This window comes from Ktedonosporobacter rubrisoli, assembly GCF_004208415.1.
Taxonomy (GTDB): domain Bacteria; phylum Chloroflexota; class Ktedonobacteria; order Ktedonobacterales; family Ktedonobacteraceae; genus Ktedonosporobacter; species Ktedonosporobacter rubrisoli.
The window spans coordinates 1,758,179-1,780,123 of the sequence record NZ_CP035758.1; the positions used below are offsets into that span (position 1 = coordinate 1,758,179).

The 21,945-nt window shown below is 53.1% G+C and carries 20 protein-coding genes; 9 read left to right on the plus strand and 11 right to left on the minus strand.

Annotated elements, in window-relative coordinates:
* Nucleotides 1-336 precede the first annotated feature (336 nt).
* Nucleotides 337-1,545 (plus strand): DUF885 domain-containing protein, encoded by a 1,209-nt coding sequence (locus EPA93_RS08080; protein ID WP_129886561.1) that lies wholly within the window; start codon nucleotides 337-339, stop codon nucleotides 1,543-1,545.
* Between the two features lie 104 nt (nucleotides 1,546-1,649).
* Here the strand turns inward: EPA93_RS08080 and EPA93_RS08085 are convergent, their stop codons facing one another.
* The gene (locus EPA93_RS08085) at nucleotides 1,650-2,249 is read right to left on the minus strand and encodes a TetR/AcrR family transcriptional regulator (protein ID WP_129886562.1); all 600 of its coding nucleotides are present in this window, start codon (nucleotides 2,247-2,249) and stop codon (nucleotides 1,650-1,652) included.
* A 218-nt stretch (nucleotides 2,250-2,467) separates the two neighbouring features.
* Here EPA93_RS08085 and EPA93_RS08090 point away from each other — a divergent pair, with 218 nt between their 5' ends.
* Both EPA93_RS08090 and EPA93_RS08095 read left to right on the plus strand, forming a co-directional pair.
* Nucleotides 2,468-2,911, plus strand: coding sequence for a nitroreductase/quinone reductase family protein (locus tag EPA93_RS08090; RefSeq protein WP_165422957.1), 444 nt, complete (start codon nucleotides 2,468-2,470; stop codon nucleotides 2,909-2,911).
* Between the two features lie 130 nt (nucleotides 2,912-3,041).
* Nucleotides 3,042-3,677, plus strand: a complete 636-nt coding sequence (locus EPA93_RS08095; RefSeq protein ID WP_277988963.1) for a VOC family protein — start codon at nucleotides 3,042-3,044, stop codon at nucleotides 3,675-3,677.
* 178 nt (nucleotides 3,678-3,855) lie between these two features.
* On the opposite strand, the gene EPA93_RS08100 is transcribed toward EPA93_RS08095, so the two are convergent.
* From EPA93_RS08100 to EPA93_RS08110, 3 genes are all read right to left on the minus strand, one after another.
* Complete coding sequence (locus tag EPA93_RS08100) at nucleotides 3,856-4,839, minus strand: PAT1 family protein (RefSeq protein WP_129886565.1); 984 nt, start codon at nucleotides 4,837-4,839, stop codon at nucleotides 3,856-3,858.
* Between the two features lie 4 nt (nucleotides 4,840-4,843).
* The gene (locus tag EPA93_RS08105; protein WP_129886566.1) at nucleotides 4,844-5,665 is read right to left on the minus strand and encodes a ParA family protein; all 822 of its coding nucleotides are present in this window, start codon (nucleotides 5,663-5,665) and stop codon (nucleotides 4,844-4,846) included.
* A gap of 430 nt (nucleotides 5,666-6,095) precedes the next feature.
* Entirely contained in the window at nucleotides 6,096-6,950 is an 855-nt protein-coding gene (locus tag EPA93_RS08110) for a helix-turn-helix transcriptional regulator (RefSeq protein ID WP_129886567.1), read from the minus strand.
* 111 nt (nucleotides 6,951-7,061) lie between these two features.
* Between EPA93_RS08110 and EPA93_RS08115 the strand changes: the two genes are divergently transcribed.
* The 3 genes from EPA93_RS08115 (at nucleotide 7,062) to EPA93_RS08125 (ending at nucleotide 9,522) form a co-directional block, all read left to right on the plus strand.
* Nucleotides 7,062-7,886: an SDR family NAD(P)-dependent oxidoreductase gene (locus tag EPA93_RS08115; protein ID WP_129886568.1), complete on the plus strand. Its 825-nt coding sequence runs from the start codon at nucleotides 7,062-7,064 to the stop codon at nucleotides 7,884-7,886.
* Nucleotides 7,887-8,004: 118 nt separating this feature from the next.
* Entirely contained in the window at nucleotides 8,005-8,334 is a 330-nt protein-coding gene (locus EPA93_RS08120; RefSeq protein ID WP_129886569.1) for a muconolactone Delta-isomerase, read from the plus strand.
* 303 nt (nucleotides 8,335-8,637) lie between these two features.
* Nucleotides 8,638-9,522 carry a carbohydrate deacetylase gene (locus EPA93_RS08125; RefSeq protein ID WP_129886570.1) on the plus strand — a complete coding sequence of 295 codons (885 nt, stop codon included), beginning with the start codon at nucleotides 8,638-8,640 and terminating at the stop codon, nucleotides 9,520-9,522.
* A 26-nt stretch (nucleotides 9,523-9,548) separates the two neighbouring features.
* Here the strand turns inward: EPA93_RS08125 and EPA93_RS08130 are convergent, their stop codons facing one another.
* The 6 genes from EPA93_RS08130 to EPA93_RS08155 form a co-directional block, all read right to left on the minus strand.
* On the minus strand, nucleotides 9,549-11,213 hold the full coding sequence (locus EPA93_RS08130; RefSeq protein WP_129886571.1) for a CocE/NonD family hydrolase: 1,665 nt from the start codon (nucleotides 11,211-11,213) through the stop codon (nucleotides 9,549-9,551).
* A 330-nt stretch (nucleotides 11,214-11,543) separates the two neighbouring features.
* A complete protein-coding gene (locus tag EPA93_RS08135) occupies nucleotides 11,544-13,091 on the minus strand; it encodes an MFS transporter (protein WP_129886572.1) in 1,548 nt (515 codons plus the stop codon).
* Nucleotides 13,092-13,211: 120 nt separating this feature from the next.
* A complete protein-coding gene (locus tag EPA93_RS08140) occupies nucleotides 13,212-13,673 on the minus strand; it encodes an SRPBCC family protein (RefSeq protein ID WP_129886573.1) in 462 nt (153 codons plus the stop codon).
* 15 nt (nucleotides 13,674-13,688) lie between these two features.
* Nucleotides 13,689-14,027 (minus strand): ArsR/SmtB family transcription factor, encoded by a 339-nt coding sequence (locus tag EPA93_RS08145; protein WP_129894468.1) that lies wholly within the window; start codon nucleotides 14,025-14,027, stop codon nucleotides 13,689-13,691.
* Between the two features lie 93 nt (nucleotides 14,028-14,120).
* On the minus strand, nucleotides 14,121-15,836 hold the full coding sequence (locus EPA93_RS08150) for an FAD-dependent monooxygenase (protein WP_165422958.1): 1,716 nt from the start codon (nucleotides 15,834-15,836) through the stop codon (nucleotides 14,121-14,123).
* 16 nt (nucleotides 15,837-15,852) lie between these two features.
* Nucleotides 15,853-16,560, minus strand: coding sequence for a TetR/AcrR family transcriptional regulator (locus EPA93_RS08155; protein WP_129886575.1), 708 nt, complete (start codon nucleotides 16,558-16,560; stop codon nucleotides 15,853-15,855).
* Between the two features lie 478 nt (nucleotides 16,561-17,038).
* Here EPA93_RS08155 and EPA93_RS08160 point away from each other — a divergent pair, with 478 nt between their 5' ends.
* Together EPA93_RS08160 and EPA93_RS08165 are read left to right on the plus strand one after the other, a co-directional pair.
* Nucleotides 17,039-17,866, plus strand: a complete 828-nt coding sequence (locus EPA93_RS08160; protein ID WP_129886576.1) for a GNAT family N-acetyltransferase — start codon at nucleotides 17,039-17,041, stop codon at nucleotides 17,864-17,866.
* Nucleotides 17,867-18,287: 421 nt separating this feature from the next.
* On the plus strand, nucleotides 18,288-19,268 hold the full coding sequence (locus EPA93_RS08165; RefSeq protein ID WP_129886577.1) for an aldo/keto reductase family protein: 981 nt from the start codon (nucleotides 18,288-18,290) through the stop codon (nucleotides 19,266-19,268).
* 195 nt (nucleotides 19,269-19,463) lie between these two features.
* Here EPA93_RS08165 and EPA93_RS08170 read toward each other — a convergent pair whose 3' ends face one another.
* Complete coding sequence (locus EPA93_RS08170; protein WP_129886578.1) at nucleotides 19,464-20,855, minus strand: MFS transporter; 1,392 nt, start codon at nucleotides 20,853-20,855, stop codon at nucleotides 19,464-19,466.
* A gap of 149 nt (nucleotides 20,856-21,004) precedes the next feature.
* Between EPA93_RS08170 and EPA93_RS08175 the strand changes: the two genes are divergently transcribed.
* Nucleotides 21,005-21,916, plus strand: coding sequence for a helix-turn-helix transcriptional regulator (locus tag EPA93_RS08175; protein ID WP_129886579.1), 912 nt, complete (start codon nucleotides 21,005-21,007; stop codon nucleotides 21,914-21,916).
* The last annotated feature ends 29 nt before the right edge of the window (nucleotides 21,917-21,945 follow it).

Consider the following 21,945-nt stretch of genomic DNA (forward strand, 5'->3'; position numbering starts at 1 on the left):
TAACAGGGGAGAATCAGGCTCGCTTCTCCCCTGTTAGTTCCTTCACGAGAAAATATGTTGGTTCCCCAGATCATTTCTCATCCTTTGTTTCCTCCAATAAAGTAGCGCATAGAACCTCGCATTCTGGCATGCAATCTTCTTGAATGCTAGCAGAAAAAATAGCTAAATGCTAACAATTAGCCGGGCGATGTGCTACACTCAGAATTAGCAGTCATACACATGCATTGCTAAATAGGCGAGAGAGCGCAAGCCATTATAAGGAATGCGCATTGTAAGCTTTTTACCCAAATGCTAGAAAAGTAGCCTGTCTCATGAATGAAAGGAAGGATACTAATATTGAATGAACAGTGGTTACGTGATTACACAGTCTTATGCCTACGCCTTAACAAACATATCCATGCGCAAACTGGCTATATAGATGTTGAGGAATATCAGCCGCCTGAGTGGTATGAACAGGTACAGCATGAGCCACTGCAGCCTCATGAGCTGCTCTTACACGATACTCAAAAGTTGATGGATAGCCTGCCACAACAGAATTTTCTGGCGCAACGCAGCATATTTCTGGCCAGGCAGTTGCGCGCCCTCGAAACTGTGGCCCGCCGTTTGCAGGGAGAACGTTTTTCGCTCAAGGAGGAAGTAGCGCGCTGCTTTGATCTTCAAGTGGATTGGGTGCCTGAGAGCGTTTTTGAGCAGGCCTATGCTCTCTATGATGAAGCTTTGCCGGGTAGTGGCAGCCTGGCCGAGCGCTTCAAGAGCTGGAAAGCCGCCTTCACGCTGCCCGCAGCAAAAAAGCATCTCCTGCCAATGTTTCTCCAACGCGCCCTCGACGAGGCACGCAAGCGTACACGGGCTCTCGTTCCCTTCCCGGCTGACGAGCAAGCCGAGATCAAGACCATTACAGATCAGCCTGTGCGCGCCATCGCCTGCTATCTGGGGAATAAGCGCTCGTGCATCTACCTCAATCCCGCTGTACCATTTCCGCTTACCGATCTCTTCTATGTGCTGTGTCATGAAGGCTATCCTGGTCACCTGGCCGAAGCCGTGCTCAAAGACGAAGAGCTTATCAAGAAGCGGGGCTATCTTGAACAGCGCGTGGGCCTGCTTTACACACCTCCCTTTGTGATAAGTGAAGGGCTTGCACTCCTCGCCCATGAGCTGCTCTTTGCCCCTGGCGAGGCCGAACAATGGCTGGCCGAGCATATCTATCCAGAAGCTGGCCTGCAGCCGGATGGTAGCGATCTAACAAAGATCCAGCGCGCTACCGATCTCTTGTTTGGTGTCTCGTGTAATGCGGCCTGGCTCTTGCGCGAGGGGCGCCCGGCTGACGAAGTGCGGGACTATTTGCAGCGCTATGCGCTCCTGAATGATGAGGCAGCCCATCGCCAACTTGCCTCTTTGCAGCGGCCATTTCACCAGACCTACATCTACACTTACTTCTATGGCCGGCGCTTGTTAGAAGCGAGCCTGCAGGGAGCACAGCGGCAAGAGCGTATGTGGCAATTGCTCACGGAGCAGCTCACGGCCTCCGACATAAGCAAATGGTAGTTTTGAGCGTTTGCTAGCGAACAGCTTTTCCAATGGCGATTGAAAATTTCTGCTGGTTCGTGCTTTAAGACACGAAGCTGATCTATATTAACTGCAAGAGGGTGTTACCCTGGCAAGGCACTAGAAGCCAGATGGGTGACACCTTCTAAAAGCATCAGCACGACATGCCGGGCCATCTTTTCTGCTGTCATTGTGGTGCTATTCTGACTCCACTGGATCGCTGCGCCGAGAATTGTCCAACTCATAAGCTCTGCAGTCATCTCTACGCTTAGCTGCCATCTCATTTGCGCATTCTTGCCTTGTTTCAACCAGATGACCAGGAAAGTGGCAAGCTCTTCCCTGATTACTTTTTCAGTCAGAGGATCAACTATATGCAATGAAGAGCACTGATGATACGTGCCCTTGAAATACTCCAACGTAGCCTCAATGAGCAGGTGCAAGGTATTTTGCTCCCATTGCGGGATGGGTGGGAGCTCGCTGGTTAGCGCATCGCGAAATCTTTCGCGGATAACTGCCTCCAACAAGGCATATTTGTCTGCAAAGTGAGCATAAAAGGTACCTCGATGGACATTGGCACGCTCGGTAATCTCCTGAATACTCATAGCGGTAAAGCCTTTTTCATCCAGCATGGCAAGGAAAGCCTCTTCTAAGACCTGACGAGTGCGTTTAGCGCGTCGATCGATGTTTTTCGAAGGTGTTGCCATGAAAAAGTGCTCCTGTTCCTGCTTGCTTTGACCTCGTAGCTGGCCTGAATGCGCTGCCCTTTTTATCTACAAATTGGCTATTTTGTTCCCTAACCGACATAAAGGCGTATTTGCACATGGCTTTCGGGACATATTCCCTTTATCATTGTAGACAACGGTTGCAGGGCCTGGCAAGAGGGCCTCATAACTATATTGCTGTAAAAGAAAGAAAGAAGCATATGCCACAGACAGATCAACCTTTGAACCAGGATGTTATCAAGGATTTTCGTGAGAATAACGGGCAAATCAGCGGCACTTACCCATTGAGTAAACCTATTAAGGGAATACCACTTTTGTTGCTTCATACCAAGGGCGCACAAAGTGGACTTGAACGTGTGAACCCTTTGGCCTACCTTGCCGAGGAAAAGCGTCTGTTCGTCATTGCCTCTGATGCTGGAGGACAAAAGCATCCTGCCTGGTTCCGCAATGCGTTGGCGCATCCCCAGGAGGTGACAGTTGAACTGGGAACAGAGACCTTTGCTGTGCGGGCAAAGGCTCTTGAGGGCGAGGAACGAGAGATCTTCTTTCAGAAAATGGCTGCTATCTTCCCCGTTTTCCTTGAGTACCAACAGAAAGCGCATCCGCGCTTGATTCCAGTTGTCGAGTTGATTCGCCAGCCCTAAGAGTGGGAGATAGCGCTGCGCCTGCAGGGGCATCCAAAAACTCTTTCATCCCATATATTGAAGTGCTCCTGGCCAAATGGGAGCGCAAATGTGAAAGGAAAGGTTATGACAAACGAGAGCGAGCAGTGGACTGCTCAGGGCCGACTACCGACCAGGAAAGCTCGAAGGGGGTCCCCCGGCTGCATCATATAAACCTGAAAACGACCCGCAAGAGATGGTAGACTGGTATCAAAAAGTTGTGCGCATGGAGGTTGTGGCGGATCACCCTGCCGCGACCTTCCTGAGCAACGATCTGGCAAACCATCGTATCGCCCTGCTTACAGTGCCTGGCATCACGCCTGATGAGGACCGGATTCATCACGACGGACTGCATCATTCGGCGTTTGAATATAGCAGTTTTGAAGGGCTCAACGCGGTGTATTTGCGACTTCGAGACGAAGACATCGTGCCTCTCTACTGCATTGATCATGGTTTCACGTTATCGTACTACTACGCAGATCCTGATGGCAATCTTGTGGAATTACAGATAGATGCCTTCGGCGATTGGAAAAAATCGCGTGAATGGGTAGCCCAGGAACTGTTAAGGCAGCAATTCATGATAGGTGCTCTCGTTGACCCGGCGAAGGTTGCCGATGCCTATCAGCAGGGGCTTTCGTTCGAGGAGATCCATGCGAAGGCGGGCGAGGGGATGTTCAGCCCGGCGCAAGTACCAGACCTCCGTTTTCCTGCGCCACCACCGGATGTTCCGCCCCTCTTGCGCGTCTAACAGCTTTGGCGGGTGACCGTGAACTTTTGAGGAGTTGTGAGCAGAGAACGAGATATGGAGCGCCAGCCGAATATTCACCGCACGGTACCTCCTCTGCGAGGGACCTGCTGGCAGACAGGAGAAAGGGCGAGCTTTGCAGCCACCCTTTCTCTTCTATGCGCCCGATCCGTTGGCAGGATTAAGAATTTTGGGGGCGATATTTAGCGATATACATCTCCATGGCCTCTTCCAGAGCCTCATAGGCATGCATGCCGCGATCAATAGCAATCTTGCGGCATTCCCTGGTCAGATCGATGCGTACAGCGTAGCCCAGCTTAGCGCGCTTTGGCTCGTTCTCTTTGCCCGGACGCGGAGCCGTTTCTGTTGGGAAAGCCGGAGCATAAGTTGCCTCGTGCGGGCGTGGGGCTTCGGGCTGCTGATATTGATATGGTTGTACCGGAGCCATATTTCCCGTCTGAGGGTTGCCCTGGAAAGCGGGGGGCTGCTGGGGGAGCACATCGGGCCGGGAAGGCTGAGAGGCGCTGGCAGATGATTGCTCAAAGTAGGGCTGGTTTGACTGGTAGGAAGCGACCGGCTGTACGGCCGCTGAATATTGTCCCATCTGAGACTCATGCGGCTCCGCGTATGCCTTATTCTGAGCAGCTACAGGAATCGCTTGCCGTTGCTCGGCATAGGCCTGGCCCTGACTCTGAGCCTGGGATGGCGCTTGCTGAGGCTCGAAGTAGGGCTGGGTTTGGGCTTGAGGAGCGGGTTGGCGCGCCTCGGCATAAGTTTGGCTCTGCGGCTGAGATAGCGGCTGTTGAGGCCCGCTATAAGCTTGATTTTGCGCTTCAGCTGCGGGAGAGTATTGCTGGCCCTGAGTCTGGGGCGCGACCTGCTGAGGCTCAGGGTAGGCTTGAGGCTGAGGAGCAGGCTGCTGCGTCTCAGCATAGCTTTGGCCCTGGGGCTGCGAAGAAGCCTGCCGAGGCTCAGGGTAGGCTTGGTTAGGCGCGCGCTGAGCAGGAGCCGAAGCAGCCTGCACTACAGGAGGCGTTGGCGTCGTCGCAGCCTCCACGATCTTCTGTTCTGCAGTGTCCTGCGTCTCGGGCTTCTGGGCCTCAGTCTGATCCTCGGCCATCTCTTGCTGCAGAATTGTACGAATATTTTGTCTACGAGCTCTCATCACGTCATCCCCTTACTTTCTCAGCGCTAGCAGCAATGGCAAATACGCTTTCTGCCAGGCGATCCCAATAACGCCCCAACCCCGGATCAAGCTCAGCTACATCAATATGCATACCAGTGGCATCATTATACTTGGTTGTTTTGCGTGACGGCATATCATAGACAGGGTAGGGTACGTTCTGCGTATCCTTCATATCTTGTAGGAGGGCAAGCACGTCCTGATGATGCCCCACGTTGCCCTCGAACTGTGTTGGGAGAATGCCCCACACCGTCAAGCCCGGATTTAAACCATCGCGCACGTCTTCGATCAGGTCCATGGTATCTGTCGTTGCCCGTTCCGCTGCTATCTCTGTCTTAACCGGCACAATCACTTTGTTGGCGGCCGTAAGCATCAGGATTGTGAAGATACTGATATGGCTGCCCGGTGTGTCGCCGACGACGATATCAAATTCCGGGTAGAGCTTGAGCAGCTTCACAAGTTGCACTTGATAGAAATACCCAGGCTTGGCCGTCAATTCGATCTCAGCTTTGGATAGTTCATCGTGCGCCGGTAAGAGGTAAAGATTCTCCTTGATCTCGACGGGTTCAATGCGTTGCAGGTTCTTGATGGCATCATAAAATGTCGGCTGCTGCTTCTTGTACTTGATGCCAAGGAAGTGGAAGCTAGCCGTTCCCTGTGGATCGCCATCAATAAATAGGCATCTCTTGCCCAGCCTGGCAAAGGCATAAGCAAGATGTACAGCGGTGGGGGTTTTACCAGACCCACCTTTTCCATTGACAACGCCTACGACCTCGGTCATGGCAAGCAAATCTCCTCTCTCTTGCACTAAGGTCACTCCTTTCTAGATTGTATACATTTCTTTCTTTCTCGTCAATATGCTTTTCTAGATAGGACCGGCTTCTAGATCCCTTGTTTTTAAGGCTATCTACTTTTCTAGATTTCTATATTTATCTCTTGCTCTGAATCTGGCATACTATAAGACGGCATGGCATGCTAAGCATTAAATATTGTTTTTGCATATTATATGCTAAATATAATATATAACTCTTAAAATGTGGTAAAGAGCCTGTTGATAAGCTGAGCTTTTCCCTAATTTAGGGGAAATATAGTAATAAATATGAATCTTATTGTGTAATATAGAAACTCACATTTTTACACATCACATATTTTGAATAGAGATAGATCCAGGACGATTGGCATATTGGCGATGGGAAGAAAGTGTGTATGCCCAGGCGATTGCTCAGTGGCCTGGGAGGCTAGCGGATCGCCTGGACTACCTGCGAATCTCCCAACAGGGCCAGCTTCTGTGGCGTATCAGCTTCTGGCAAAGGTGTATAGATGACCATGCGCAAATCGGGGGCATCAGTGACCTGGAAAGTAGTGGGTTGAAGGACCAGCCTTCCAAACAGAGGATGGTTCAGTTCTTTTTTCTCAGTGTGCGTGACCTGGAGCGCGTGCTGTGACCACCAGGCACGAAACTGCGGGGAAGCTTGCTCTAACTCGGCAACCAACTCCTCTCTCAAAGGCTCTCCCACGTAGCGTTCAGTGCTGGAACGGAACAGCGCTAGCAGGTGCTGCGCAGCTTGCTCCCAATCGGCCAGGAGTATGTGCCGCGAGGGAGAAGTAAACGTCAGACGAAGGATATTGCGTTCGCGGACAGGAAGAGCGCCGAAGTTGGTCTGATAGACGCGCGCCATAGCCTGATTCCAGGCCAGCAGATCGAAGCGAGGATTTGCAATATAGGCAGGAGATGTACCCATGCTATCAAGAATGTGTTGAAGCATAGGGCTCACAGCGGTAGTGCAGGGATAAGGCTCGGTGGGCAGTTCCTGGCGAGCCAGCAGAAACAGATGGTTGCGCTCGACATCGTTCAAGTGAAGCACCCGGGCCAGGCTCTCCAGAACCTGTGTGGAAACGGTAATAGCGCGTCCCTGCTCCAGGCCTGTATACCAGGTTAAGCCGATACCCGCTATCGCTGCCAATTCCTCACGACGCAGCCCCGGCGTTCTACGCCGTGATCTCCCAGGCAGACCCGCAGCTTCCGGCGATATGCGTTCTCTTCGCGTGCGCAAGAAGTGCGCCAGCTCTTTCCGGCGTTCCTGATCGTTCATGCTCAGCCCATCCTATCAGTTTTTATGCCAGGATAATCACCATTCTGGCTCAGTGATCCAGAGTCTGGCATCATTGTATCATGAAAGATTGAGCCAGCGAAGGAGAAGATAATGAAAGAAGTGCACGCTGCGAGCATCTCTAGCTCTACCTTGTTACAAGGGCAAGTGGCTTTGATTACAGGGGCGAGCCGGGGCATAGGCGCGGCCACTGCTCTGCTGCTTGCCAGGCATGGAGCAGCGATCGGCGTTAATTATTATCAGAATGCTCAACGAGCGCAAGCAGTTGTCGAGACCATTCGGGCCTCTGGCGGGCGTGCCATTGCTATGCGAGCCAGTGTGGAGAACGTGCACGAGGTTGAGGTCATGGTGCAGCAAGTGGAGCAGGAATTAGGGCCTATCGACACGCTGGTGCTCAATGCCATTGCCGCCAGCCAGCCAGTCAGGGGAGGCGCCCAGGCTGGCGGTAACTGGAGTTCCAGGCAATTTCTTAACTCAACCTGGGAGCAATACCAGGAGATCGTGATGCGTCTGCTGGTCGGAGCCTACGTGCCCGCGCGCGTCATCGCTCCCTTGATGGTTGAGCGCAAACACGGCAATATCATTGCCGTGAGCAGCACACTTGCACGTGTCCCATACAGCGGCGCCGGCGCCCTGGCCGCTGGCAAGGCGGGTGTAGAAGCATTGCTCAAGGCGCTCGTACCGGAACTGGGACCACAGGGCATTCGTGTGAATGTGGTAGCCCCGGGTGCCGTCGAGACTGAAGCTTCGGCCCCGTATATTCAGGCGCATAAAGAAGCTATCAGCCAGGCTCTGCCTCTACGGCGCGTTGGCCAGCCTGAAGATATTGCTGCCACAATCTTACTTCTGGCCTTACCACAGGCCAGCTATCTGACCGGCAACTATCTCGCTGTTGGAGGCGGCAATTACTTGCCTTGACGGTAATTGAGAACGCTTCAGTTACAGCTTTGCCAGGGGAAAGTAGCCATTCTTTGTTGTAGTGTCTTTCTTTGATCGAGCTTGCAGATCAATGTACCAACTAGCAGGAGGAAAATCGATGCTTTTCGAAGTTGTCACAAAAAAGAACCCGCTTGGGATCAGTGCTGATGAGTATATGAAGCGTTTACCAGAAGGAGTTGCATACATGAGTGGACTCATGCAGCAAGGGATTATCGAGCATGCCTGGGTGCGCGTTGGCGAATCAGGAGCATTGTGTATCTTCAATGTTTCTTCGCACGAGCAACTTCTTAAATATCTCTATGAGAATCCACTTAGCGCGCATGTAGCTTTTCTGATCACACCTCTTGTTCCTGCAGATGTGCTTGATGATAAGAATATCACAGGTTTTATGCATGAAGCAGCCTCTGAGGAAACCGTACACCAATAGTCTCATGTTTGCCTTGACAAGGAAGGCATGGGCAGAAATAGCTTCACAATTCTGTATTGAACTGACGCCAGACTGAGCTGTGGGGGAGGCGCCTGTCAAGCTTGAGGGCAAGCGTCTCTCTTCGTGAAAATGCTAACAAAGGCGCCAGGTGATCGAAGTTTACTCTTTTTGTCTGCGAAGCTTGCATGATAGTATATACGTGTCTGCGAGATGAGCTATTTCCAGATTGGTTTCTTGTCAGCTCTATGATGGCTGCTGCAGGAAAAGTTCTGCTGCAATCTTCCCTGAAAGGATGTAAGAAAGATGACCCAGGCCGACGAAAGCCAGGCAAACCGATTATTAAAGTATTCAGACGACGCGCGTTTATTGATTATCAATGCCGATGATTTTGGCCGCTCGCATGCCAGCAATGAGGCGACTTTTCGTGCGCTCAAGGCGGGAGTGGTCAGCTCAACCACTTTGATGGTTCCCTGCCCCTGGGCCTTGCATGCCATGCAGCTGCTCTCTGAACATCCCGATATCGCCTTTGGGGTTCACCTGACAGTCGTCTGCGATGTGCCCCATTATCGCTGCAGACCCCTTACTTCCAGAGATAAGGTGCCATCGCTGGTTGATGAGAGCGGCTTTTTTTATGCTACCGAGCGCATTCCAGAGTGGCTGGCTCAGCTCAAGCTCGGAGAGCTGGAAGTCGAGTTCCGCGCGCAGATTGAAGCTGTGCTGGCGGCTTCGCTGAGGTCGACCCATCTGGATTGGCATTGCTTATATAATGGCGGCCGCGCCGATATTTTTGAGATGACTGTCAAGCTGGCAAAAGAATATGGCCTGGCCATGCGCGTCTTTGATCCAGCAGCGGGCGAAGGCTTGCGGCGCCAGGGCTTGCCAAGCAATGACCACAATGTTTTGGATAGCTATAGCCTGGATATAGCCGAGAAATCAGCCCTCTATGCCAGAGCTTTGCGTGAACTACCACAAGGTTTGAGCGAATGGGCAGTGCATCCGGCCCTAGACACTCCTGAGATGCAAGCTATAGAGCCCCAAAGCTGGCGGGTGCGCGTGACGGATTTTGACTTTTTGATCTCATCGCAAGCTCATGAGATTATCGAACAGGAAGGGATTGTACTGCTAAGCTACAAGCCTCTGCAGAAGGCGTGGCAAGAGAGGAAACCAGGGTCAGAGACAAGCCGCTAAAAGTGCCTGCCCCTGACATAACGAGCTTAGCGCGGAATGATCGGTAGAATGAGCGCCGAAGGGTGCTCGGCATCGTGGTAGATTTGCTGCTCAGCGGTAATAAACTCGCTGGTCTTGCCCAGTGGCGCACCAGTGTTTAGATTGCGATCAAACTTGGGAAATGCGCTCGATGAGACCTCTAAACCGATGCGATGGCCGGCCTTAAAGACCTGCGCGGTATCCCAACATTCAATCGTGTATTTGTAAACCTTGCCCGGCTCAATGAGCTCAGGCTTATCCATCCCGTTGCGGAAACGCGCACGCACCATGCCATCACAGAGACGCTGACGGAAACCTGTGGGCCAGACATCTATCAGTTTCGCCGTGAAGTCTGTATCAAAGGCTGACGAGGTGGCGTAGAGCTCAAGGCGGATCGGCCCGGTGACCTCGACATCCTGCGTCAAGACCTCGGTCACATACACCAGTACATCGTCGCGACGCTCAACTGCTGCATAGTCATCGGGACCACCGATCTGCGATGAGGTCTCGTCGGAGATGAAGGGCACGGGACGCGCCGGATCATATTGATAGGTATCGGCGGGCTCATTGCCCTCGGCGGCCTGGGTCGAGAGGCTCCCATCGCCAAAGAGACTGTTAGCTCTGCCTCCACTGTGTAGATAGTAGCGTGTCCACTGCGTGCGCGCAAGCGGCCATTCGTACTCGTCGCGCCAGGTATTCTCTCCCATGATAAAGATACGCGCCGTCGCTCTCTGGCTGGCGCTGGTGCCCGCCTCAGTTGGCTTGAGCCAGCGATCGAACCAGCTGGTATATTCGCCATTCATGTCGATAAGCGCGTCGGGACCAAAATCAATCTCGCCAAGTTTGGCAGTCGTATTAAACTGGTGGCCCCAGGGTCCCATCAGCATACGCTGGCTGGCGCGCACTTCGGGCGTGGCTCCTTGCGTAGTCATGCCATTGAAGTTGAGCGGTGTGCCAATCTCCTCATCGTCATACCAGCCAGAAATGTGGAGTACGGGCACATTGATGCGATCGAACTTGTTCTGGTAACGCTCTCGTTCCCAATATTCATCGAGCTGCGTGTGCTCAAAGTCAGCGCGCCAGTGTTGGTTATAGCGACCCGCACGCTCGTCCATCGTGAGCAAGGGGAGATGCTCGTAAACCTGAGACCAGGATACTGTCTCCATCGGCTGATTCATGCGCCCACTGACCAGGTGGAGCCAGCAGAGATGCATAGGCGAAGGCAGGCCTGTTGGTGTCTCAACAAATGGATCTGAGGGAGATACTCCCACGATCATCGCCTTGAGATGCGGTGGAGTAAGCAGCGCTGTAAGCCACTGGATACGGCCCGGATATGAACTACCGATCGTGCCAATAGCGCCGCTTGACCAGGGCTGAATAGCCAGCCATTCAATCGTATCGTAGCCATCTTGCGCATCGTTTACGTAAGGCGTGAACTCGCCATCAGAATCGCCGCGTCCCCGTACATCCATGGCCACAAAGACATAGCCATGCTTGACGAAGGGAAGCGCGCGCTGATAAACCGCCATATTAGCCTTAACATAAGGAGTGCGGTAGAGCACAACTGGCCGCCTCTGCTCCTCGCCGAGCGGGAAATAGATATCTGCCGACAGGGTAATGCCGTCGCGCACCGGGACGCGCTGGTCAAACGCAATACGCAGATCTGAGTTCATAATGAAGGTCCTTTCCTGGAACATGAGCAAAAATACAAAAGTTGCTTGGGCGCGCACGAACAGTGCAACCATTCTATTCTTAACATAAATTGGGGAGCTTGTACAGCCATGTTCACTAAACTGCCAGGCAAGCGCTGTTTCGGATGAGGATTCAGAGGACCGTGCAGTCGCGGGAAAGGCCTGCTCTCCACTACCTTCTCCATACGTATGACTGCACGTATATACCTGCTGTCGTACGTATGGAGAAAAGCCCGAGAGATTTATAACTGCCTGATAAATTTCATCTCGAACGTTACAAAACCTTGCTACTCAGACAGCATGGCCTTCGTGCTACTTGCCCTCAGCCATAGCTGGCAGCCCTTTGAGCCTCACCACGATGAGTACGACAATGATGGCGAGCACACCAGCGCTCACAAGCGCGAGAGTGTGATATTCCTGCACAAAGGCATTTCGGGCAATGAAGAGTACGTCGCTGCCCAGTTTGCCGGGCAGCCGTTCGGCCGTGGTGAGCGCGGTAGCTAAGGTCTCACGGACGGCATGAGCGGAATCGGCAGAAAGCTCACGTGGGAGGGTGGCAGTTTGCAAACGATAGACAAAGGCGCCGATGCTTCCCACCACGGCCACCCCAAGGGCAAAGCCAAATTCGTTTCCCGTTTGCGAGAGAGCCGCCGCCGCGCCAGCCTTTTCCGGCGGAACAGAACCTATCACGATTCCTGTTCCCAGAGTTACCAGCGGACTCGCGCCAAGATTAAAGAGCGCAAAGCCCACAAGCAGGGCCGCCAGGTCACCACCAACGTGCGTCAGGCACAAAATGAGCATACCAAGGATAGAGCAGGCCAGTCCTAAGGCAATCAGAATCGCCGGTCGTATCCTGCGCGCAAGGGAAGGCGAGACCAGAAAACCGACGATGGAAGCCACCATGGCTGGAATCATCCAGAGCCCGGCCTGCAGCGGCGAGAGTCCTGCCACCAGTTGCATATACTGCGTGGAAAGGACCATGACGCCGCCCGGAAGCATCGTATTGATCAGCATTGCCAGCAGTATGATGGTGAAGGCCGGCTTCCGAAAGAGCGTCACATCCACAAGTGGATCGGCTAACCGACTTTGCTGACGTACAAACAAGATGCCAAACACAACACCGAGCAACAAAGCGACGACAGGGAGCACCTGCAAGCCATGGGCCGCCAACTCTTTCATGCCATAGATTAGCGGCAGGATCGTTGCCAGGGACAAGAACACGCTCGGGAGGTGCAGTCGAGCCGCATCAGGGTTCTTGTATTCCGGCAGCACTCTCAGGCCTACCACCAGAGCGATGACCATAGGAGGCACACCCACCAGAAAGACTGAGCCCCACCAGAAATGCTCAAGCAATATGCCACCAACCAGCGGCCCCAGAATCGATCCCCCAATCAAACAGCTCAACCAGATACTGATGGCTCGCGCATTCTCCTGGGGATCGGCAAACATATGCCGAATGAGCGCGAGGGCAGCAGGAGCAATCATGGCGCCAGCTATTCCCAACAGCGCCCTGGCGAAAATCAACATCTCGGCACTCTGCGAAAATGCGACAAGAAGCGAGAGCGCTCCAAAGGCAGTACTGCCTATCAGCAGCACCTTGCGACACCCTATGCGGTCCCCAAGGGTTCCCATCGTAATCATAAAGCCTGCCATCCAGAAGCCGTACATATCGGTGATCCACAGGATCTGCGTACTGCTGGCGTGTAAGTTCTGGCCGATCTCGGGCAGCGCCAGGAGCAGCACAAACAAATCGATCGCCACCACCAGAGATGCCAGGCCCAGAACCCCAAGCCCGAGCCAGGCTTTCAGCGTGGCTTTCTCGGGCTGCCCAATTTTTGCTATCTCTACTTTTGTATTAATATCATAACCTCCGCATGTATGTGCAAGCCTTTAAAAGGCTTGCATATGTACAGATGGAAACGTGAATGAGACAGAATGGTCAGCGCTCAAGGTGCGCGTGAGCCTGTTAGCTGCGAGAGCCTAGTGTATTTTCTCATCGAGCATAAGCTCGTCCTGCAGCGCCTTATCCAGAGCATCAAGGAGAAGCCTGGTTCCATGCTCGCGATCTTCCGGCTTGTCCGTGCCGTCGAAAAAGGCCCCTTGCTCCGTATAGATCAGCCGCGTGCCAGTGCCTTCCGGCTTCATCTCTACTGTGGTCACAGAGACCGATAGCCGCGTCTCATCGCGATCCACAATGTAGGTGAAGGCTATGCGCTGATCTGGCACGATATCCTGGTAGGTAGCGTCATAGGTGTAGGTTACTCCTTCGTGCGTCTGGCGATGATATTCCCGTCCCCCGACACGGAAGTCAAAGAGCTTGGGGCCGGGGAACCACTTTGCTTTGGCCTCCTGGTTCGCCCAGGCCGCGAATACACGTTTAGGAGAGGCGCCATAGCTGCGCTCGATGACGAAAGTAGTGTGTTGTACTGATCGTTCTTGCATAAGAAATGAACTCCTTTAGTCTGTTTCATCAGAAAGCTCGTCGAGGTAGTCACCTAGCCGGTCGAGGTGATTCTCCCAATTCGTGCGTCGCTCGCTAATCCATTGCTCGGCCGTACTCAACACGCGCGGCTCGATACGGCAGGTGCGCACACGCCCTACCTTCTCAGAGTGGACGAGGCCGCTGGCCTCCAGAACCTGGAGGTGTTGAACAACGGCAGGAAGCGACATCGCAAGTGGCTCGGCTAGTTCGCTGACCGACGCCGGTCCCTTACTCAACCGCTCCACCATGATCCTGCGGGCCGGATCTGCTAGTGCATGGAAGATGAGATCGAGAGAGACATTATAGTTAAGCATGTACTTAAGTATAGTGGGGAAAGTGGAATATGTCAAGCCTCTTTGGAGAGAGCCAGCGCTCTGTACTCTCTCACAAAGTCTCTTCCCGGTTGCTCACACGCTGAGGGAGGAATATTGCGCTACAGAGAAGATCTGGCCCAGGTAGTCCCGCAAAAGCTCTTCATGTATTGGTTGGCTGCGGAAGCCAATATAGCCATCTGGCCGCACGAAGTAAAGCGCTGCATGGCGCGCCCCGTAGGTTGTCTGGAGCCTTCCCTGCGGGTCCAATAGAATTGAGCCCGACCAGCTAAGCGCCGCAGGTTGCTCGCTAGCAGCCATGATGAGATGGGCTGTGATGGAGCCGTTAAACTGAGCTTCTATACTGGCCGCCAGCTTGCTAAGTTGGCTGTAGGTGGCCTGGGAAGGGTCCAGGCCAGCAAAGAGCAAGAGATGGCTCTGTGTCCCGCTTAAAGCTTGCAGTAAGTTTGTCTTGACGTAATCACGAGCAGTCAAGATTGTACCGGGTAACAAGCGATCGCCGGCGTGAGGCGCTCTTTGCCAGCCTGATGAGCTACCTGCATTCGCCTTGTTTCCGTTGGGTAGATGGGAGAGAGAAGAGCGACGGTAGTTGATGTTTAGCTCAGAGGTTTGCAGGGCGAGGTAACGCTGAATGGCTTTCATGTTAAGCAGAGGGACGAAGAAATGATCGCGCAGCCAGCGCATAGCAGGATTTTGCGTGACGAGCAGACCAGTGGCGTTCTCTGCCCCTCCAACTACCCACTTAGCCACGGGCCAGCGTTCCTCCTGATAGGTATTGAGCAAATTCTCCTCAGCCTTGCCTTGCAGAACCAGGGCCAGCTTCCAGGCAAGATTATAGGCATCCTGAATTCCTATGTTCATACCCTGCCCTCCAAAGGGGCTATGGACATGAGCCGCATCCCCGGCAAGAAAGGCGTGACCCTGGCGATACGTTGAGGCCATGCGATAGCTGATTCTAAAGTTTGAGGCCCAGGTGAGATTGCTCATAGTTGTTTGGGTATCACCTGTATATTGGATGAGCAAGTGCCGGAAGACTTCAAGGGATGCTTGCGGAAAGCTCTGCTCAGGCTTGTTCGTGTCTGCCGTAGCAGTAGCAAACAGGCGCCATTGTCCACTCGGCAGGGGAAAGGCTGCGAAGAGCCCAGCGCGCGTGAGCCAGCCGTGCGTAGTCTCGCGCGTCTTGGACCAATCAAGATCCATATCGGCGAGCAGAAATTCTTGGGGCGCGGTTGTCCCCTCAAAGGGAATATTGAGAGCTTTGCGTACCTGGCTTCTAATCCCATCGCAGCCGATCAGCCATCTGGCGCGAATCTCCTCAACGGGCTCTGTATCCGTGTCGATGGCTTTGACCTGAGCGATTATCGCAGTATCTTCTTGCTTGAGTGTAAGCAGCTCGCGGGAACGCTCGACTGTGCCGCCAAGCTCGCTCAGGCGCTCACCGAATATGCGCTCGGTCTGGCTCTGCGGAAGGATGAGCATAAAGTTATAAAGGCTCTCGTCGGCCTTGATATGCTGCAGGTTCATGCGCAAAAGTATGCGGTCTCTATCATAGATCGTAAGCCCTTTAGCTTGCGTGCCTGCGGCTAAGATTTGCTCAACTATGCCCATTTGCGCGAAGACTTCAAGCGTGCGCGCCTGCACGTTGAGGGCGCGCGAAGACTGAACCGGCCTTGCTTGCTTATCAATAATGCGGCAGGCAACTCCATGTCTGCGCAGTTCGCAAGCCATTGCTAAGCCGACCGGGCCGGCTCCAACAATCAAAACGTCGATTTCATTGGCTTTTACTCTCATCACTTGATCGCCTTTCTCAGACATTGTGGCCTGAATAAGTAAACCATTCTCGCAGGGTTTGGGGATCGACAAGCTGGAATGAACCTCTGGCGGCGCCCAGCGTGCGCTCTATGGCCTCGGTATAGGCCGCAATAGTCTGTTCGACATGCGAAAGCAGACCCTCGTCAGCTTTATGCACATAGCTGAGGAGCAAGCTGCCTTGCGTCTCTGCCAGAGTGAGCATAAGGGCAAAGATCACTTCGCCACTCTGTTCGGGGTAAGTGGCTGTGAAAGTTCCTTCCTGGATGCCTTGCCGGATAACAGTTGCCAGCATAGGGGGAACTTGTTTAAAGGCCGCTGTATGCCATTTCTGACGGAAGAGTGCGTTGTCGTCGGAGTACAGCGCACGCCAAATGGCCAGCAAAAAGCTCTTCTGCGCAGTTTTCCACTGCGCTAGCGCCTCAAAGATGCCCTGTAGCTTTTTCTGTGCGGATAGCTGAGGGTCTTGCACAAGGGGCGAAATCACTTGATCTCTCTCTTCCTGCAGGCGCTCAATCAGCGCCTCCAATACCGCCTGCTTTGAGCCAAAGTAGTGGTAGAAGGCTCCTTTGGAGATCTGCAGTTCGGCAAGAATATCCTGGATCGTCATCTGCTCATAGCCTTTGCTATAGATGAGCTGCCGGGTAGCGTCAAGAATTTCATTGCGTTTCTGGATGTATTCATCTTCTTTCACAGTACGAGCCATTGCTACTTCTCCTTTAAAACCGACCGCCGGTTTATTAATTATGAATATAGTATGCCTTAATCCAATGCTCAGTGTCAAGAGTAGACGGGAGCGATTTTATGTTAGAATATAGAAAAAATCATCAGTAAGAAAGGAACTGGTTACTCATGTTAGTGGTGATCCAGTAGGTTCTTCAGGTAAAAGAAAAGCATGTCTGAATGGTGAACTGAGAATTCGTTTGCTCAGTTATGCTGCTATGTGCTGTGGATTGTAGCTTTTCCTGCTGCAAGCAATCCACGGCGTCTAAGAAACGTGAGCTTTCAACTGATAATCTGGGCCGAACATGAGAACTATGGGTGCGTTCCCTTTGCGCCTTGTCCTGCTTTAGATCGCCTTGAGGAGCTTACAAAGCTCAGGGCTGCTTTGCTTCTCATGCTTCCTCGCCCTAAAACAGTTGAATGCGCTCCTGAAATGAGAACTACAAGAGGGAGCTATAAACATGAGTCAGCACTTAGATGATTTTTCGCCACAATCTCTCGTACAGACGATTGAGGCCAACATACATGAATTTCTACTTATATTGGGCAAAACGGGAGGAGGTGAGGAGCGCCAGGGAACAGAGATACAATGGGTAATAGGAGGTGCCCCCATCTCTTATCATAACTGTGTCATCCATGCTTACCTGACGGATGAGACGGCTGATGAGGTAATAAAAGCTTCTGTCGAGCGCTTTCAGGCCTATAAGGTGCCGGGTTCCTGGCATGTTGGGCCAGCGATGCGTCCCCTAGATCTGGGAACAAGGCTTCTCGCGCAGGGCTTTAGCTATGGAGGCGCCGAAGCGGGCATGGCCGTTGATCTCCTGGCCCTTCATGAGCAAGTTTCGCCTCCGCCGGCATTAGTTATTAAACGCGTGAGCAACGAAGCGGAGTTGCAGACCTGGACGCGAACGCTGGCCAGCGGCTTTGGCGAGGGCGCGATTGAGGCAAACTGGGTAGGCTCCCAGTATCGCCGACTTGGCTTTGATCCGTCAGGGGCCTGGCGTCATTACCTGGCCTATCTTGACGAGCTGCCGGTAGCCACCACCACCCTGTTCCTCGGCGCTGGCGTGGCTGGGATCTACTTTGTCTTTACCTTACCACAGATGCGCGGACAGGGTATCGGTGGCGCAATCACCTTAGCCGCTCTGCGAGATGCGCGTCGTCTTGGCTATCGCATAGGCGTGCTGGGAGCCTCTGAGATGGGCTACTCTGTCTATCAACGGCTGGGTTTTCGCGAGTACTGCCGCCTACATCTGTATGAATGGAAACCATCAGTAACAAAATCCTGAGCGTCCAGATAATGTGAGTCCTATTAACGTATAAAAGTGCTAATATACGTTATAGAACTTCTTGGCTCGTGCTCCTCTGCTCTGATTTTTCGTATAGTCATGCTTTCAGCTCTGGAGCACGAGTCAAGCAAGGTGGCCGCATTGGAGCTGATAAGCCCTTGGTTCTCGATATACGAACTATAGTGTATGTCATGTAGGCCTCTATAAGATGTAGCTCCTGATTGACTGTCCCCGCTAAAAGCAAGAGCCTTTCTTGATCGTCTTTGCTGATGTTATCTGCCCATTGGTACAGGTAGTATTCTGGCCTTCTGTCCAGCGCTCTGCCTGGCTAAAACATGTAAAATATTCGCTGCTTACTCTATTGCAAACCTCTTTCATTTTCTCCAAATACGTACCCAATGTAGAAAGGATTTTTTGCTTTATGGAGTATCGTCGTTTAGGGCGGGCAGGTGTAAAAGTTAGCACTATCTCTCTGGGAAGCTGGCTTACCTACAGCAAGTCAATCGAAGATCAAACTGCCATCCAGTGCATTCACAGAGCCTATGAGCTTGGCATAAACTTCTTCGATACTGCTAACGTCTACAATCTTGGGGAAGCCGAAAAAGTCGTTGGGCGTGCATTGCAAGCCTTTCCCCGTGAATCCTATGTATTGGCGAGCAAAGTCTTCCACCCTATGGGCGATGGACCAAACGATAGAGGACTCTCGCGCAAACACATCATGGAGCAGTGCCATGCCAGCCTGAAACGCCTTGGCACGGATTACATCGACCTTTATCAGTGTCACCGCTACGATCCTGAGACACCATTGGATGAAGTGCTGCGTGCCCTCGATGATCTTATAACACAGGGAAAGGTTCTCTATGTTGGCGTCTCTGAATGGACTGCCACTCAGATAGCCGATGCAGTTTATACGTCCAGGGCGCTCAATCTGGATCAGATAGTCTCCAACCAGCCAATGTATAATATGCTCAGCCGCTTTATTGAGCACGACGTTATACCTCTATGTGAGCGTGAAGGAATTGGTCAGGTGGTCTTTTCTCCCCTTGCCCAGGGCGTACTTACTGGAAAGTATCGGCCCGGCGAGCAGCCACCGGTCGGATCTCGTGCCGCTGATAGTGAAATCAACTACTTTATCAAGCAGCTGTTTATGCAGGATAGAACGCTGTCAGCGATTCAACATCTGCAAGCTCTGGCGGCCGAAGGAGGATACACGCTGGCTCAGCTTGCCTTGGCCTGGACATTGAGCCAGAAGAATGTAAGCTCGGCCATTATCGGTGCTTCTCGTCCCGAACAGATCGAGGAAAACGTTAAAGCCAGCACTATAAAGCTGAGCGCTGAGGTACTGCAGCGAATCGATAGCGTTCTAGAGGGTCTTGTTAGCTATGAAAAACCGAACTTCTAGGATGCTCAATTAAAGAGCATAGTCGAAAAGCACAGTTTTAGCCAGAAAGGCATCATAAACAAATTGCGCTGCCTTTTCTGGGCTTTCCTCCCTCACGTTAACGGGTGAAGCGAGGAAGATATGTTATAAAACGCCAGGCCCGTACTCTGCAGCATGGCTGATCTGGAGCAAACGGGCCTGCAGGCTCAGGGGGGCTCACACACCCTGAGACTTCCCTTTTGTCCGTGCGCTCAGGCTTAGAAGGCAGCCAAGCGCGGCCGCAGCAGCAAGAATGAAAAGCGTTACGTGGATACCGCTGCTCAGGTTCTGGCCGCGCAGGATAGAACCAAGCACCGCTACGCCAAGAATGCCACCGGTCGAACGGGCTGCGCTCAACAGCGCCGAAGCGATGCCCGCATAAGCTTTGGGCGCACTTGATAACATAACTGTCGTCATTGGCGCGACGGTAAACCCGCCACAGCCGCCTACAAACATTTCGCCAAGCGCAATCACAAAAAAATTAGTGTGTGTGCCCAGCAAAATGAGGAGCATGCCGATGGCTCCCAGGGCCATGCCGATGGCCAGTGAGGTCGAGGGCTGCAGCCAGCGGGCTACCCGTTTTGCCACAAAGAGGAGTAAGAAGGCGCCAACAGCCGTTTGGGGCAACTCGGCAAGGCCAGTTTGCATAGCGCTGTAGCCAAAGCCCTCCTGAAAGAAGAGCGCAAAGACGAAAAGCAGGCCATAAAAGCTAAACTGGTACAGCAGGCTAACCAGCGTCGTCGCTGAGGCCGACCATGAACTGAATATCTGCAGCGGTAACATCGGATGGCGACGGCGCGCCTCAATAGCCAGAAATGCTCCCGTGGTGGCCACAAAGAGCAATAATGCCATTTCACTTAATGGAAGGGAGATATGTCCCCATTCGATTAAGACATAGGTGAGCGAGCAGAGCGCAAGGATGATCGTCAGCTGACCGGCAAGATCAAGCTTGCGCTCAGTCTGTGCAGGTGTGGGCGGGATAAAGGCAAGAGTAAGAGTCAGCGCAACCAGGCCGAAGAGCAGATTGACAAGAAAGACGCTGCGCCAGCCCAGGCTGTCCACAAGAATGCCGCCCACAAGCGGCCCGCTGGCAACTGCAAGAGCGGCGATGCCGGATTGAGAAGCTACGGCGGCGGCCCGCTCGCCTGGATTATGGAAGAGGTGCGGAATCAGCGAGAGGGAGGGCGGTAGGAGCAAAGCTGCGCCAATGCCCTGAGCCGCGCGGGCTATGATCAGGAGCTCAATAGAGGGTACCAGGCTGCAGAACAGCGAGGCTAACGTGAAGAGCACTGTTCCGATCAGAAACAGGCGTCGAGCACCAAAGCGATCTCCCAGCGCTCCGCCCGTAAAGGGCAGGCTCGCCGAGAGCAACGTGTAACTATTCAAGACCCATTGAAAGCTTTCCAGCGAGGCGTGAAGATCATGGCCAAGGGCAGGTAAAGCAACATTGAGAATCGTAGAATCGAGGAGAACCATAAAAGAACCAAGGCTCAGGGCCGCAAGCGCGAGCGTCCTTCGCGGAGCTGCACCTTGTTCGTGCGTCGTCATACTATCTGTAATGCAGGACATAGCAAATCACTTTCTCTCGGGCATATTATGTTATTGGTTTGGCACCCAGCGCTATTGCTGTGATACTATTGAGGATATGCGCAGCGCTATGCTAGAACCAGGCAGCGCTTATCGTAGAAGTGGAAGTACCAGGCAAAAGGAAAAGAAATATGGAAGATCGACGCAAGCATGATAAACAGCGCAGGGAAGAGTTAGGAAACTTTTTGCGAACGCGCCGGGCTCGTCTCTCGCCTGAACAAATAGGCATGCCTGCGGCGGGAAGGCGACGCACACCGGGCTTACGCCGAGAGGAAGTAGCCGTCATGGCTGGCGTAAGTAGTACCTGGTATACGTATCTGGAGCAGGGGCGCGCTATCCAGGTATCGAGCAGCGTGCTGGCAAGCATTGCCTCTGTCCTGCACCTGAGCGAAGATGAAAAGAGCCACCTCTTTGTCTTAGCCAGGCAGCCCTTGCCGGTAAAATCTGAAGCATCCTGCGAGATCGTGCGCCCGGCCTACCAGCGCGTATTGCAAGCTCTGGAAACTGAAATTCCAGCCTTTATCACCGGGCGCACCTATGATGTGTTGGCCTGGAATCGGGCAGCGTGCGCAGTATTCGGCGATTTTAGCGCTCTGTTAGAGAGTGAGCGGAATTTGCTCTGGCAGCTCTTTACTGACTCGCCTTTCCATCGTCTCTTTGCCGAGTCAGCTGCGCGCGAGCGCTACGCCCAGGAAGTGCTTGAGACGTTTCGCGCCAGGGTCAATCAATATCTTGATGAGCCCACAATTGCAGACTTTATTGCCCGCCTGGAGCTGGCAAGCCCCGAATTTCGCCAGAAATGGTCGCAGCACAACGTGCGCCAGGCCTGTACGATATGGCAAGCGCTCAGGCATCCGGCAGTGGGAGAGCTAAATTTCGAGATGGCAACCTTCCAGGTAGTTAATCATACTGATATGCGCTGCCATATGCACACTCCCGCCGATGAAGCCACTGCCGGCAAGATCCATGAATTGTTGGCGGCCGAGCAACGCATAACGAAGGCCGAGCGCCTCGAATGCATTGAAATCGTCAAAAGATCCTGATAGAAGCGTGCTCTTGACAGCAGGTCCGC

Excerpts from the sequence above, each read along its gene's own strand:
- EPA93_RS08085 (WP_129886562.1), bottom strand. The coding sequence starts at position 2,249 with ATGGCAACACCTTCGAAAAACATCGATCGACGCGCTAAACGCACTCGT.
- EPA93_RS08090 (WP_165422957.1), top strand. The coding sequence starts at position 2,468 with ATGCCACAGACAGATCAACCTTTGAACCAGGATGTTATCAAGGATTTT.
- EPA93_RS08100 (WP_129886565.1), bottom strand. The coding sequence starts at position 4,839 with ATGAGAGCTCGTAGACAAAATATTCGTACAATTCTGCAGCAAGAGATG.
- EPA93_RS08110 (WP_129886567.1), bottom strand. The coding sequence starts at position 6,950 with ATGAACGATCAGGAACGCCGGAAAGAGCTGGCGCACTTCTTGCGCACG.
- EPA93_RS08115 (WP_129886568.1), top strand. The coding sequence starts at position 7,062 with ATGAAAGAAGTGCACGCTGCGAGCATCTCTAGCTCTACCTTGTTACAA.
- EPA93_RS08120 (WP_129886569.1), top strand. The coding sequence starts at position 8,005 with ATGCTTTTCGAAGTTGTCACAAAAAAGAACCCGCTTGGGATCAGTGCT.
- EPA93_RS08125 (WP_129886570.1), top strand. The coding sequence starts at position 8,638 with ATGACCCAGGCCGACGAAAGCCAGGCAAACCGATTATTAAAGTATTCA.
- EPA93_RS08130 (WP_129886571.1), bottom strand. The coding sequence starts at position 11,213 with ATGAACTCAGATCTGCGTATTGCGTTTGACCAGCGCGTCCCGGTGCGC.
- EPA93_RS08140 (WP_129886573.1), bottom strand. The coding sequence starts at position 13,673 with ATGCAAGAACGATCAGTACAACACACTACTTTCGTCATCGAGCGCAGC.
- EPA93_RS08145 (WP_129894468.1), bottom strand. The coding sequence starts at position 14,027 with ATGCTTAACTATAATGTCTCTCTCGATCTCATCTTCCATGCACTAGCA.
- EPA93_RS08150 (WP_165422958.1), bottom strand. The coding sequence starts at position 15,836 with ATGAGAGTAAAAGCCAATGAAATCGACGTTTTGATTGTTGGAGCCGGC.
- EPA93_RS08155 (WP_129886575.1), bottom strand. The coding sequence starts at position 16,560 with ATGGCTCGTACTGTGAAAGAAGATGAATACATCCAGAAACGCAATGAA.
- EPA93_RS08160 (WP_129886576.1), top strand. The coding sequence starts at position 17,039 with ATGAGTCAGCACTTAGATGATTTTTCGCCACAATCTCTCGTACAGACG.
- EPA93_RS08165 (WP_129886577.1), top strand. The coding sequence starts at position 18,288 with ATGGAGTATCGTCGTTTAGGGCGGGCAGGTGTAAAAGTTAGCACTATC.
- EPA93_RS08170 (WP_129886578.1), bottom strand. The coding sequence starts at position 20,855 with ATGTCCTGCATTACAGATAGTATGACGACGCACGAACAAGGTGCAGCT.
- EPA93_RS08175 (WP_129886579.1), top strand. The coding sequence starts at position 21,005 with ATGGAAGATCGACGCAAGCATGATAAACAGCGCAGGGAAGAGTTAGGA.